11 protein-coding genes are annotated in these 14,839 nt (G+C 37.6%); 4 read left to right on the forward strand and 7 right to left on the reverse strand.

The genetic code is table 11. From position 1 onward, the window contains the following. Nucleotides 1-450: 450 nt before the first annotated feature. The 5 genes from ABN256_RS01930 to ABN256_RS01950 all read right to left on the reverse strand — a co-directional run bounded on the left by ABN256_RS01930 (nt 451) and on the right by ABN256_RS01950 (nt 6,404). Nucleotides 451-1,488: an NAD(P)H-quinone oxidoreductase gene (locus ABN256_RS01930; protein ID WP_196552970.1), complete on the reverse strand. Its 1,038-nt coding sequence runs from the start codon at nt 1,486-1,488 to the stop codon at nt 451-453. Between the two features lie 131 nt (nt 1,489-1,619). Further along, complete coding sequence (locus ABN256_RS01935) at nt 1,620-2,504, reverse strand: 4Fe-4S binding protein (RefSeq protein WP_340893042.1); 885 nt, start codon at nt 2,502-2,504, stop codon at nt 1,620-1,622. Between the two features lie 14 nt (nt 2,505-2,518). Continuing rightward, nucleotides 2,519-3,391, reverse strand: a complete 873-nt coding sequence (locus ABN256_RS01940) for a dimethyl sulfoxide reductase anchor subunit family protein (protein ID WP_196552968.1) — start codon at nt 3,389-3,391, stop codon at nt 2,519-2,521. Further along, nucleotides 3,388-4,017, reverse strand: a complete 630-nt coding sequence (locus tag ABN256_RS01945) for a DMSO/selenate family reductase complex B subunit (protein ID WP_196552967.1) — start codon at nt 4,015-4,017, stop codon at nt 3,388-3,390. Before ABN256_RS01945 ends, ABN256_RS01940 begins: the two co-directional genes overlap by 4 nt. Further along, nucleotides 4,014-6,404, reverse strand: a complete 2,391-nt coding sequence (locus ABN256_RS01950) for a DMSO/selenate family reductase complex A subunit (protein WP_349439033.1) — start codon at nt 6,402-6,404, stop codon at nt 4,014-4,016. The genes ABN256_RS01945 and ABN256_RS01950 overlap by 4 nt, the downstream gene beginning before the upstream one ends. Nucleotides 6,405-6,976: 572 nt before the next feature. Between ABN256_RS01950 and fnr the strand changes: the two genes are divergently transcribed. Continuing rightward, entirely contained in the window at nt 6,977-7,735 is a 759-nt protein-coding gene (fnr, locus tag ABN256_RS01955; protein ID WP_072068170.1) for a fumarate/nitrate reduction transcriptional regulator Fnr, read from the forward strand. A 143-nt stretch (nt 7,736-7,878) separates the two neighbouring features. Then, a complete protein-coding gene (gene uspE / locus ABN256_RS01960; protein WP_109408129.1) occupies nt 7,879-8,829 on the forward strand; it encodes a universal stress protein UspE in 951 nt (316 codons plus the stop codon). A 71-nt stretch (nt 8,830-8,900) separates the two neighbouring features. Here the strand turns inward: uspE and pntB are convergent, their stop codons facing one another. Together pntB and pntA are read right to left on the reverse strand one after the other, a co-directional pair. Further along, entirely contained in the window at nt 8,901-10,289 is a 1,389-nt protein-coding gene (pntB, locus tag ABN256_RS01965) for a Re/Si-specific NAD(P)(+) transhydrogenase subunit beta (protein WP_349439034.1), read from the reverse strand. An 11-nt stretch (nt 10,290-10,300) separates the two neighbouring features. Next, on the reverse strand, nt 10,301-11,830 hold the full coding sequence (gene pntA / locus ABN256_RS01970; RefSeq protein ID WP_349439036.1) for a Re/Si-specific NAD(P)(+) transhydrogenase subunit alpha: 1,530 nt from the start codon (nt 11,828-11,830) through the stop codon (nt 10,301-10,303). A gap of 386 nt (nt 11,831-12,216) precedes the next feature. Here pntA and ydgH point away from each other — a divergent pair, with 386 nt between their 5' ends. Further along, on the forward strand, nt 12,217-13,170 hold the full coding sequence (gene ydgH / locus ABN256_RS01975) for a DUF1471 family protein YdgH (protein ID WP_196552963.1): 954 nt from the start codon (nt 12,217-12,219) through the stop codon (nt 13,168-13,170). A 264-nt stretch (nt 13,171-13,434) separates the two neighbouring features. Further along, nucleotides 13,435-14,829 carry a basic amino acid/polyamine antiporter gene (locus ABN256_RS01980; protein ID WP_196552962.1) on the forward strand — a complete coding sequence of 465 codons (1,395 nt, stop codon included), beginning with the start codon at nt 13,435-13,437 and terminating at the stop codon, nt 14,827-14,829. The last annotated feature ends 10 nt before the right edge of the window (nt 14,830-14,839 follow it).

Genomic DNA, 14,839 nt, shown 5'->3' on the forward strand with positions numbered 1-14,839 from the left:
TTTATTAATCGTAAATAATTAATCTCTATTCAAATGATATACTACATGATGAGTAAGAATCTTCTTTATTTTATTGATATCAGTTAAGATTTTTTCAATTCAAACTAAAGTTTTTTCTATCTAATGATAAATGATTTAGTTTTATTTGTTAGTTTCTTTGTTTTATTATCAATTTTGATTTAAGTTACTTTTCAGCTAATGTGATATTATTTTTACTAAGGTTAATACTTAAATCTACTTTAATTAGAATAAATAAATATTTCTATCGCCCAGTATCAATTAAAAGGGATAGATATTAAATTTTATGCTTCACTAAAAATATATTTATTTAATTGTTATTCATTTTTACTTCAATATATAAAAAAACACATGATAAATTGAACATGTGTTTTTCGGAATATTCGCTTTTTTAAACAAAAAATAACCATCACTTCTTATAACAAATAATATTTAACGCCCTTGATTACTATCACTTACGTTATAAGTCGTATTTTCTAGCATAACTTTACCAATTAAATCACCAGATTCCATTAACTGATGAGCATTTCCTGCTTCTGTTAATGGGAAAATGGCATTAATTATTGGCTTAATTTTACCTTCAGTAATCAATGGCCATACATGTTGTTTTAATTCTTGTGCAATGTAAGCTTTTTCTTCTACTGAACGAGAACGCATTGTTGAGCCTGTATGAATTAATCGTTTAATCATCATCGGCATCATATTTACATTTTTTGGCATCCCTTTCATCATGCCCACTTGTATTATGCGTCCAAATTTGCTCGCAACTTGATAGTTCTTTTCGACATAATCGCCACCGATAATATCAAGTACAACATCTACCCCTTTGCCTTGAGTTAAGATAGGAATTTCTTTAGCGAAATCGGCTTGTTTGTAATTAATGACATAATCAGCACCAATTTTGTAAGCTACTTCCTTTTTTTCTTCAGAACCTACGGTTGTATAAATGGTTGCCCCTATAGCATGAGCGAGCATAATCGCAGTAGAGCCAATCCCAGATGTTCCGCCATGAATAAGGACAGACTCACCCTGTTTTAGTTTGCCTAACTGGAATAAATTAGCCCAGACAGTAAAGAAGTTTTCAGGTAATGCGGCAGCTTCAATATCCGTTAAATTCATTGATGGCAATGCGATGTCTTCATGTGCAATACAATATTGAGCATAACCACCACCTGCGACTAAAGCACAAACCCGATCACCCAATTGCCATTTAGTACAGCCTTCACCTAAAGCCACTACTTCTCCAGCAACTTCAAGTCCAGGAATAGGCGAAGCATCTTCTGGTGGAGGGTAGCTTCCTTGCCTTTGAAAAATATCAGGTCGATTAACACCTGAGGCGGCAACTTTAATTAAAAGATAATGAGGAGGAAGTGAAGGAATGGATGATATTTTTGCTTGTAATTTGTCTATATCACCAGGTTCTGTAATAGCAATCTCTAACATTTTTGCAGGTAAAACAGTATTCATCATATGCTCCCATTTAATTTGTCCACTCTCAGAGTTTAACGCTAATTAAGCTGTTTCTATCACTTATCTTATTTATTTTAAGAAAAGTGTTCGCCTATTAAGCAATAAATAGATCAAGTGTATTTAAAGGAAGATTATAACCAACCTTGCTTCTGATGTTGTATGCAAATCGGGCACAATATTGCGTCGGATTTCCATGATAAGAAAGCTAACCGACATTTTTCACAGTGTGCATCATAATAGTGGTAAAGAGTGGGTTCGCTATTTTTAGCGACATGTTCTTTGACATGAATAGATTTAGGAAAACAAACGACTTCACAATTCATACAACCAGTGCAACGTTTTTCATCCAGTTTGAATATATTGTTTTCGAGTTCAATCGCACCTTCATCACAGACCTTGGCACATGCGGAACAAAGAATGCATGTTTCGTTATCTAACTGGATTTGGAACCAACTATCTTCTGGATATAGTTGTTTTCTTGCATTTAATCCTGTTCTTACTTGGTTTTTATTTAATGGTTTTTCATCGAGTTTTTGACGAAAAAGCATAAAACGACGTCCACTATCAATATCAGTAGGTTCCATGATCATTAATTGCCAGATAGGCTCTTGTAATGTTTTTAGTTGAAGATTTAAATTCGCTAAAACAGGAAGCCATTTATCCACTAAAGGTTGCGCTATTTTCATTCCTCTAATGTGATATTGACGATGCCACACTAACAATTCTTCTGTACTGGCTAGTGGTTCATCATGATTAACAACAAGATAATTATCCTGATGTGTTCTTTCATGAGGTGCAATGTTTTCTATTGCATCTACAGGGCAAGTAAATAGGCAATTACCGCATTGAAAACAGCGTTCATTATCTATTTTTACCTCTAGGTGACTAAAAGTGATAGCACCTACAGGACAAACTTTAGAGCAACTATCACATAGGCTTTGTTTGAGGCGTTTTCTAACACATTTATCATTAATAATTGGTTCAGGAGGAAGATCCACCTTAATAAAACGCCTCATACATCACTACTCCACTACTTTACAATAAAGAATGCAAAACGATTGAGAATTTCTGCAATCAGTATTGTTGCGCTACTTACTATTACCATGCGCAATCCTGAAGTAAATACAGCATTATGATATTTCCATACACTGTATCCCATCATTAAAATACCAAGAATTGACAAAATCCATGCAGATATTCTTAATCCGAATGTTTCATTATACGCAATGATAGGCGTATGAGGGAATGTTATTACATCATTAGTTGAAATGACTGATGACATCCATTCTAAATAAAAGGGTTGCTCCACCATACGTAATGTCACTGCAAGAAAAATAACGACTAATGCACTGATTACAATTCGTTTAGCTAACTCTCCATTCACAAATGCTTTAACGCGCAATGCGGTGATCAATAATGCTATCGCGGCACCTGATGAAAATAATGCTCCGATAAACATAACGTAAGTATTGGCATGCATCCATGTCAGCATTGATGTGTTGTAATAAAGTGATGCCATACAAATTATATCGATGATGCCAAACAAACCAATAACTGCTAATAAAGTTTTGTTCATACGTCCTTTAATCAAAATTACTAAGGTATAAAGGCATAATGCACCAAGATAAACAGCAGCAAATATGATTTCACGACTCAACCATGATGAAGAAATATGGCGTAATGCATGAAAAGCATTCCATGGATATCCCATATGCAGCGTTGATGCTAATAATCCTAAACATCCTAAAATAGTGGCAGTTAATAACACGGGTCGCATAGCAATCGTGGCTCTTTGATTACCAATCTCTTTTTCTAACCAACAAAAATAAAGAGCCGAAAAAAGAGTCACGCCAACAGAACTCTGGACGAATAAAGTAAATGTCACTAATGGCCATTCATTCATGCTTGAACTCCTCCCTTTTTCGTCGCGCCAGTATGAGGCTTGATAACTAAATTTGGATTAGTCATCGTAAAGTCAGGTAATCCTTGAACTTGGCTTAAATGACCATATTTCGCTCTTAACTCTTTAATCTTGCCAAACTTAATTGCATTTAGCGGGCATGTATCAACGCAAATTGGATTTTTGCCTTCTGATAGTAAATCAATACAAAAATCACATTTTGACATTTGTCCGGTCTCTTCATTCATTTGTGGTGCACCATAAGGGCAAGACCACGCGCAATAACCACAACCTACGCATTTAGAGGTATCAACACGAACAATGCCATCACCTTCACGTTTATGCATTGCTGTTGTTGGGCAGTTTTTCACACAAACGGGTGATTCACAGTGGTTACAAGAAATAGTTAATGTGTATGCAAACACATTATTAACCAGACCACCTTGTCCTGTTGGTACAAAACCGCCCCCTTTTACTTCATAAATACGTCGAAAACGGCGGCCAACTTCTAAATTATTTTTATCTTTACATGCTACTTGGCAAGCTTTGCAACCAGAACAACGAGAGGAGTCAATAAAGAAACCGAGCTGTTCATCGCTTACCGGTGCATATTCTTTAAAGTCACTCATGCTTTGGTTACCTCAACTAAAACAGTTAAATGCGAGTTACCATGTGATAATGGTGTCATTCGTGTCGATGTTAAAACATTAGGGCATCCACCATGATCAACTCCGTTTTCATCGGGAGCCCACCAAGCACCAGCTTGTAAACCAACAACTCCAGGAATAATGCGTTGTGTTACTAATGCGGGGATCTCAGTGATCCCGCGATCGTTATAAATACGCACCATGTCACCATCTTTGATACCTCTATTTTCAGCATCAATTGGATTTATCCACGCCTCTTGACGTTGAGCTTCTTTTAACCAAGGATTAGCATACTGTGTTGAGTTGGCTCGATTTTTTCCTTTCCAGGTCAACATTTGCAATGGATACTTTTCTGCTAATTTGTCTTCTGGGCCTTCAATTGCTGGCACATAATGAGACAAAGCTGGAATATCAGGATTATTCATGTCATAAAGACGTTTAGAAAAAATCTCAATTTTACCTGAAGGTGTCGGGAATGGATTATTTTCAAAGTCATTAATATTTTTTTCAAATGCAACAAAAGGAGCATCTTTAAAAAGGTAATGGCGTGTTTTTTGTAACTCTTCAAAATTAGGAAAGTCAGGTCTATCTTCAAAACGTGTTTTGTTAGTATCAACAAGGTGGGAAATCCACTCTTTCTCACTTCGACCTTCAGTGAACGCTTCTTTTACACCCATTTTTTCAGCAACTTCCGTGATCCATTCATAATCAGAACGGCGTTCAAAAGCGGGCTCAATAACTTTCTCAGAAAGTAGAAAATAATTACCTGTTCCCCATGTGTTGCCTATGTTCCAGCGTTCCAAAAAACTGGTCTCTGGCAACACTAAATCAGCATATTTTGCTGAAGGTGATAAATAGAGATCACTAACAACAATAAACTCTACTTTTGATTCATCTGCTAATAATTTTGCTGCTGCATTCACATCGGGATTTTGGTTAACTAAATAATTGCCTGCTAATGAGAAGATCATCTTAATATTAGTATCAAGTTTATCTGCATCAAGAAGCCCATCTTCAGCACGAACTGAACTTGCATCTTCAACAGCCTGCATCCAGTTCATAATAGAGATTTTGGCTTTTACTGGATTTTCACCAATATTAGGCCCATGTATAGATTGACGATTACCAATACCACCATATCCTGCTGCCCATGCTCCTTTCTTACCAACATTTCCTGTAATGGCTGCGAGTAATGACGAGCCTCTGGCACTACGTTCACCACAAATATGACGTTGAGGCCCCCAACCTTGAATTAATGCGGCTGGTTTTGTCATGGCATATTCACGAGCTAACTGACGAATAGTGTTAGCAGGGACTCGTGTAATATTTTCAGCCCATTCTGGCGTTTTCAAGACACCATCTTTCATGCCTGTTAAATAGGCAACTAAAGACTCATTAGCGGGAACACCTTCTGGCATATGCTCTTCATCAAAACCAATTACATATTTATCAATAAATGGTTTGTCATGAAGATTTTCGGTGACAATGACATACATCATTGCATCCATTAAAGCATTATCTGTTGTTGGTAAAAGCGGTATCCATTGATCAGCGAGAGATTGGGCGGTATCGGAATAACGAGGATCAACCACAATAAATTTAGTCCCATTATTTTTCATTTTTTGAAAATAATGGTTAGTATGCCCAAAAATGGTTTCATTCGGATTATGACCCCATAAAATCACTAATGGTGTATCTTCAAGGGTGTCTAGAGAGCTACCTGTTTTGGCAATACCATAAGTATAAGGCGTTACCTTTAAGGTGTTACCTAAACTGACTGAATGGTAATAAGGAAGATACCCTCCTGTTAAGTTAAAGAGTTTCTTCATCATGGTATCACCAGAGAAGATCCCTCCTGTTACCGCTGTGCTCACTGTTAAAAAACGACTTGCAGCACCATGTTTCTCCGTTAAACGTGTCACATTTTCTGCAATTAGTGTTGTTGCTTCATCCCATGAAATGCGTTCAAATTTACCTTCACCACGTTTGCCGACCCTTTTCATTGGGTATTTTAATCTATCAGCATGATAAGAAAATTTACGATAACCTCTGCCACGCACACACGCTCGCATAATTGGCATGGTTTCATCTAATTCATTATCGGGTCTCGTTGTAATTCGAGTGACAATTCCTTCCTTTATATGTGCTCGAATATCACATTTCCCACCACAGTCAAAAGTGCTACATGTTGCTACGACAGTAGCGGGAGTGGTGTCTATTTTTGCCATTGGTAAGCTTTTATCTGCATTAGCGTATGCATTTCGTGCGAAAAATGGCACAGTGACTAGTGCAGCGCTTGTTTGAACAAAGTGGCGACGGCTCAATGACATCATCCCTTTGTTTTTCTCACTTTTTTCTATTTTTTTCATTAGTTTATCATTCTCACATAACAACTCTCATTAGTGAAAATGATAAGATATAGTGGTAAACCCTCATTGATGTACATCAATACCACTTAATAGGTAATAGAATGTTTCAATTTTCCGCACTTCTTTGCAGATCCCCCACTTTTTATAAGGAAAAGCTAATTCAAGTTAGCATTAAGTTGCATCAAAAATACATCTAGTTAACTTTACCTATATTTATGTTAATAAAAGAAAGAGTTATGTATAAAAAACACGAATTTAAGGTAAAGCCGTAAACTAAATGTCAATATAAAGATAGAAAATATTGAAGCACACCTTCATTTTTGGCTTTTGACGAGGATAATTTAGTAATAGCACTATAACTTCATTAGAAAATCGAATAATATACCAATTGAGTATAGGGTTAGCGCAAATTGTTCTAAATAAGCCTTTAAGCAAAACATCGTTTTTATCAAGATACATGTTTTGTTACATTCAGAATTATTTCTACACGTATCGTTATTCCCCTTACCAATTACTGCAATATGTGTTAAAATTGACGCATATCAATATTTTTATTTGTAATGAGCAAGCTTATGATCCCAGAAAAACGCGTCGTTCGCCGAATCCAATCTGGCGGTTGTGCAATCCATTGTCAGGATTGCAGTATTAGCCAGCTCTGCATCCCGTTTACTTTAAACGAGCATGAGCTTGATCAACTCGATAATATTATCGAGCGTAAAAAGCCCATCCAAAAAGGTCAAACCTTGTTTAAAGCAGGTGATGAGCTGAAATCACTTTATGCCATACGTTCTGGTACAATTAAAAGTTATACCATTACGGAAGAAGGCGACGAGCAAATAACAGGATTTCATCTTGCTGGTGATTTGGTTGGATTTGACGCCATTATTAATACCGAACACCCTAGTTTCGCTCAAGCCTTAGAAACATCAATGGTTTGCGAAATTCCATTTGAGACTTTGGATGATCTGTCAGGCAAAATGCCTAACTTACGTCAACAAATGATGCGCCTGATGAGTGGTGAAATCAAAGGTGACCAAGAGATGATCTTACTGCTATCGAAAAAGAATGCAGAAGAACGTTTGGCTGCTTTTATTTATAACCTCTCTCGTCGTTTCGCTCAGCGTGGTTTTTCTCCTCGTGAATTCCGTTTAACTATGACCCGCGGTGATATCGGTAATTATTTGGGTTTAACCGTCGAAACGATTAGCCGTTTATTAGGTCGCTTCCAAAAAAGTGGCATGTTAAGCGTTAAAGGTAAATACATTACCATCGAAGATGGTACGTTATTAAGTGAACTAGCAGGTAAACTTCCTTCGTCAGCTGAAGTTTAATCTGTGTTACATTTCACTCGCTAATTTTATAATGGGGCACACAAATTTGTGCCCCATTTTCTATTTTGTACTATTGCATTTTATCTTCTTGGGTTATCTTTAAATTGTAGATGGATAAATCCAGCCCTAAAGAGGATATTACAATGGAAAAATATCAAAACCTTCTCGTTGTCATTGATCCTAACCAAGATGACCAACCAGCACTTCGCCGTGCTGTCTATATCGTTCAGCGTAATGGTGGGCGGATAAAAGCTTTTCTACCTGTTTATGATCTCTCCTATGACATGACAACCCTTTTATCTCCCGATGAACGCAACGCAATGCGCAAAGGTGTTATTAGTCAAAAAGCAGCTTGGATCAAACAGCAGTCTCGCTATTACCTTGAAGCCGGTATAGAAATTGACATTAAAGTCATTTGGCATAATCGCCCTTATGAAGCCATTATTGAAGAAGTTGTGGCACATCAACATGACTTACTCATAAAAATGGCTCATCAACACGATAAATTAGGTTCTCTTATTTTTACTCCTCTAGATTGGCAATTACTTAGAAAATGCCCTTGCCCTGTTTGGATGGTTAAAGATAAAGAATGGCCTGAATACGGCACTATTGTCGTAGCGGCAAATTTATCAAATGAAGAATCTTACCATGATGCTCTTAATCTAAAACTTATCGAATTAACTACTGATTTATCTCATCGCATACAAAAAGACCCTGATGTTCATCTACTCAGTGCTTATCCTGTTGCACCGATTAATATTGCGATTGAGTTACCTGATTTTGATCCTAATCTTTATAACAATGCACTTCGTGGTCAGCATCTTATTGCGATGAAAGAACTTCGTCAGAAATTCTGCATTCCAGAAGAGAAAACACATGTTAAAGAAGGATTACCAGAACAAGTTATTCCTCAAGTTTGTGAAGAGTTAAATGCAGGTATTGTTGTTTTAGGTATTTTAGGAAGAACGGGGCTTTCAGCAGCCTTCTTAGGAAATACCGCAGAACAACTGATAGACCATATTAAATGTGATTTGTTGGCCATCAAACCTGATGGTTTTACCTGTCCTATTACAGTTGATAGCGATCACGATTGATTGTTAAAAGTATCCATTAAAAAAGCCAGTCAAAGAATTGACTGGCTTTTCACTATCTGTATCTATTACAGTTACAGTGCTTTTAAAATTGCATCTACGCTAGCTTTAGCATCGCCAAATAACATTTGTGTATTCTCTTTAAAGAACAGAGGATTTTGAACCCCTGCATAACCTGTATTCATTGAGCGTTTAAACACAATGACGTTTTGAGCTTTCCACACTTCTAACACTGGCATACCTGCAATTGGGCTATTTGGATCATCTTGTGCTGCTGGGTTTACCGTATCGTTAGCACCAATAACTAAAACAGTATCAGTATCAGAGAAATCATCATTGATTTCATCCATTTCTAATACAACATCATAAGGCACTTTAGCTTCCGCTAACAATACATTCATATGGCCCGGTAAACGCCCTGCTACTGGATGAATACCAAAACGCACTTTCACACCGCGTTGACGTAATTTTTCAGTGATGTCATGCACAGGATATTGTGCTTGTGCAACCGCTAATCCATAGCCTGGGGTGATAATAACAGAAGTTGAATTTTTCAACATATCAGCGACTTCTTCAGCCGTTGTTTCGCGATACTCGCCCATCTCACCTTCTTCAGTTGGAGCTGAACCATCTGTACCAAATCCACCTGCTATTACGCTAATAAAAGAACGATTCATCGCTTTACACATAATATAAGAAAGGATCGCACCTGAAGAACCCACTAATGCACCTGTTACAATTAACAGGTCATTGCTCAACATAAAGCCTGCTGCTGCTGCTGCCCATCCTGAGTAAGAGTTCAGCATCGAAACAACAACTGGCATATCAGCACCACCTATCGATGCAACTAAATGCCAACCAAATGCTAATGCAATTACAGTCATTACTATGATTAAGAAAACTTGTAAGCCAACACTGTCGGTTTTAACAAACCAAACCATCAATAAGAAAGAAACAACCAAAGCTGCAAGGTTTAATTTATGGCGATTAGGCAACATCATCGGTTTCGACGACATTTTTCCACTTAATTTACCATAAGCAACAATTGAACCTGTAAATGTAACAGCACCAATGAAGATCCCTAAAAAGACTTCTGTTAGATGAATATTCACCATCACAGGATCCATTGCCGTGTTGTGGTCAAGATAACTGTTAAAACCCACTAAAACAGCTGCGAAACCTACAAAGCTGTGTAAGATTGCAACTAATTCTGGCATTTGAGTCATTTCGACTTTTTTAGCTAAACGGATACCAATAACAGCACCGATTACCATTGCAATAATGATCCAACCTACATTGCCAGCATAAGGTCCAAAAATGGTTGCGAACAGTGCAATCGCCATCCCTGCAATACCAAAGTAGTTACCTTGTTTAGAGGTTTCATGCTTTGATAAGCCGGCAAGGCTAAAAATAAATAATATCGCGGCGACAATATATGCCGCTGTAACAACTCCGCTGGACATAATTGTCTCCCTTATCCTTTACGGAACATTTTCAACATACGTTGAGTAACAGTAAATCCACCAAAAATATTAATACTCGCAATTAAAATTGCGACAAACGAAAAGAGGCTAACCCAACCACCACTCCCAATTTGTAGTACAGCACCGACAACGATAATGCCTGAAATTGCGTTTGTAACTGACATCAATGGTGTATGCAATGAATGGCTAACATTCCAAACAACGTAATATCCCACCACACAAGAAAGCGCGAATACCGTAAAGTGAGATAAAAACTCTTTTGGTGCAACATTGGCAAGCCATGCAAATAATAAGAAAGCAATAGCTAATAAGCCGTATTTCTTCCAAGGTGAAACAGGTTTAGCAACGGGTTTCTCTTGTGGTTTCGCAGCAGGTGTAGCTTTAGGCTGTGCTGAAACTTGAATCGGTGGTGCAGGCCATGTGACTTCACCAGCACGAATAACAGTGACGCCTCGAATAACAACATCATCAAAATCAATATTGATATTGCCGTCTTTCTCTTTACAAAGTAATTTCAGTAAATTGACTAAATTAGTACCGTAAAGCTGAGACGATTGTGCCGGCAAGCGAGCGGCAAGATCTGTATAACCAATAATTTTCACACCATGTTCTGTCGTAAAGACTTCATTCGGTACGGTATATTCACAGTTCCCCCCATTTTGGGCTGCAAGATCAACAACCACACTCCCTGGTTTCATTGAATCAACCATTTCTTTCGTGATTAAACGAGGTGCTGGCTTTCCTGGGATTAATGCGGTTGTAATGATGATATCAACATCTTTTGCTTGTTCTGCAAATAACGCCATTTCAGCATCAATAAAGGCTTTTGACATTACCTTGGCATAACCATCACCACTGCCTGCTTCTTCCTTAAAATCAAGTTCCAGAAACTCAGCGCCCATACTTTGGACTTGTTCTTTAACTTCAGGACGAGTATCAAATGCACGAACAATTGCGCCAAGACTCCCTGCGGCACCAATCGCAGCAAGACCTGCAACACCGGCACCAATAACCATCACTTTAGCTGGTGGTACTTTACCAGCTGCAGTAATTTGCCCCGTGAAGAATCGGCCAAATTCATGAGCGGCTTCAACAACAGCACGATAACCTGCAATGTTTGCCATCGAGCTCAACGCGTCAAGAGATTGCGCACGAGAAATACGTGGCACACTATCCATGGCCATGACGTTAATGTTCTTTTCAGCTAGTTTTTCGAGCAATGACGCATTTTGTGCTGGCCATATAAAACTCACTAATGTTGCACCTTCTTGTAATAATGTTATTTCATTATCAAGCGGTGCATTTACCTTCAAAATAATGTCTGATTGCCAAACATTTTGGAGGTCGAGGATCTCAGCGCCAGCTTCTTGATAAGCTTTATCTTCAAAACTTGAAGCAATACCAGCACTATTTTCAATTGCGACTGTAAATCCTAATTTTATGAGTTGAGTTACTGTGGCAGGTGTTGCCGCAACCCTTGTTTCATTAGAAAGCCGCTCTTTGGGTATACCAATTCGCATAATTTTCCCTTCTTATCCATAGAGTTCTGTTAAAACTTCTCCGTTAACTTCACATTCATGCAAAAAAAATGTTAAAAATAATAATATGCATGCCATTAATCGGAGCTCTAATAACCTACTGAAAATAAAACCAATAATCTATATCTGTGTAAAGCTAAAATTGAACTTAATTGGATCATTTTAGTCGAAAAGGCATATTTATGAATTATTCACTATATTCAGGTAAATATCTGGTAACATATACTGGTCATTTGACTCTGTGGTGATTCGCTAAATAAAATAATGCGACAAATGCTATTATTACATGTAATAATTAATCCCTATGTGATAAACCACTACGTTCAGCACATGACCAATATTAATTGCGCAAGGCGGAAGGATTTTGTATGAAGCTGAAAACCTCAGTCATCGCAGCAGCGATGTTATCTTTAACTAATATCACTGTTGCGCAGGCTGCTCAGGAATTAACCCCCGAACAAGCTGCAGAACTAAAACCATTTGAAAGAATTACAGTTATCGGTCGTTTTAACGCTATTTATGAAGCCGCTGATGCGGTATCTCGTCGTGCGGATAAAGTCGGTGCTGATAGTTTCTACATTCAAGGTCTAGATGATATTAGTGATAGTGGCAACATGAGTGTTACTGCTGATCTATACCATAAAGATGCACCCAAAGCAGAAGAAGAAAGCTATCGTGTTTTTCATGGCGTAACTGAATTACCAAAACCTGAAGCAATTCTGTTACAACCATTTGATACTGTTTCTATCCGTGGTTACTTCCCAACAACCCCGGATATTAACGATGCAATTGCAAAAGCGGCAGCTAAAAAAGGTGCTGCATCATTCTTTATTGTACGTAATGTATCGACAAATGATGGTGGTAACCAAGAAGTTACAGCTTATATCTACAAAAAAGATGCACCTAAACGCGCTATTCAAGCACCAGAAGCGGTTGTTCCCTATGATTCTGATGCCGGTCGCGCACTTATTGCAGAAGGCGGAGTCGCTGCTAATAAAGTTGAGAAACCAGGTCTTGCATCAAACACTGATTTTGATAGAAACGTAGGTGCATTTGCTGATACACAAACTTCAGGTACAGGTGGTCGTTACACTGTAACATTACCTGATGGCACTGAAATCCAAGAAGTCAACAAAGCTGCGGCTGCGTTAATGGATCCTTTTGATACCATTACATTTAGCGGATACTTTGTAAACTCACCAGAAATTTCTTATCAGGTTGCTAAACGTGCTGCCGCAAAAGGTGCCAAGTATTACCATATTACCAATGAATGGCAAAGTGATGGTGGTACAGTCACTATTACTGCTGACTTATTCAAGTAATAAAACTTCCTAATTTAAAAAAACCTTGCTTATGCGAGGTTTTTTTTACTCAAAATATAATCAAACAAACCACATTTTGTAAAAGTGCATAATTTTTATGATTTAATGCATAGACAACCAAGTTAACTCTCCGTAAAATCTCGCTGTTTTTTAGTGTTTTTATCTTTATTTAAATTTGAGATATTCATATTTATTCTATTTACTGACCAAAAAATAAGAAAATACGCTATTTATTTACAATTTTAATCACGTAGGTAATTATCCTTGAATAAGAAACTTGGCTTAATATCACTCACCGCGTTAGTGTTAAGCTCAATGGTTGGTGCAGGTGTATTCAGTTTGCCTCAAAATATGGCTGAAGTTGCTAGCCCTGCTGCATTGATTATCGGCTGGGTAATAACGGGTGTTGGGATACTCTTTCTTGCCACGTCTTTATTGCTTCTCTCTCGCCTGCGGCCTGATCTTGACGGTGGTATTTTCACTTACGCTAAAGAAGGATTTGGTGAGTTTATTGGTTTTTGCTCTGCATGGGGTTATTGGGTTTGCGCAGTTGTCGCTAACGTTTCTTATCTTGTTATTGTTTTTGCAGCCTTCAGTTTTTTTACAGATTCCCCTGAAAATGTCATTTTTGGTGATGGGAATACTTGGCAGGCCTTAATAGGAGAATCCATATTACTTTGGGTTGTCCATTTTCTTATCTTACGTGGTGTACAAACAGCCGCCAGTATTAATTTAATGGCAACAATGGCAAAACTTATTCCGCTAGGATTATTTGTTATTGTCGCCCTATTAGCTTTCAATATGGATATATTTACCCTTGATTTTCAAGGAATAAATATGGGTGTTCCTGTTTGGGATCAAGTTAAAAATACAATGCTGATCACGCTATGGGTATTTATTGGTATTGAAGGTGCCGTTGTCGTTTCTGCAAGAGCTAAAAATCGACGAGATGTTGGTTTAGCGACTGTACTTGCTGTTGTTATTGCTCTGGTTATTTATATTCTTGTGACACTTTTATCACAAGGTTTAGTCAGTCAAGCTGATTTAGCCGCAATGAAAAACCCATCAATGGCTCCTCTGCTTGTACAACTGATTGGTAGTATGGGTGAAATAATTATTGCCGCAGGTCTTATTTTATCTGTTTGTGGTGCATATTTAAGCTGGACAATTATGGCCGCTGAAGTTCCCTATATCGCAGCATTGCATCATTCATTTCCTAAACAACTCAGTAAGCAAAATAAAAATGATGCACCATCATCTTCATTATGGTTTACCAACTTAGCTGTTCAATTCTCTTTAGTATTAATTTGGCTAACAGGAAGTAACTACAACACACTACTGACTATCGCCTCAGAGATGATCCTTGTTCCTTATTTCTTAGTGGGTGCTTTTCTATTTAAAGTTGCTATTGCACGTAGTAGCCGTGCTTTATTACTGATAGCTATACCCGCAAGTTTATATGGTTTATGGTTACTTTATGCGTCAGGTGTTATTAATTTATTGTTATCTGTTGTACTTTACGCACCTGGTATCCTAATGTTTTTATATACACGCAAACAGTATAAGGATAAAAAACCGCTACTCTCAAGTGAGAAAATTCTGTTAGCTCTTGTCTTATTTGGCGCTATTCCGGCATTGGGTTACTTAACTATTTACTAAAGATAATCTG

The organism is Proteus sp. fly-1008 (genome assembly GCF_040140305.1).
In the GTDB taxonomy this organism is placed as follows: Bacteria; Pseudomonadota; Gammaproteobacteria; order Enterobacterales; family Enterobacteriaceae; genus Proteus; species Proteus vulgaris_B.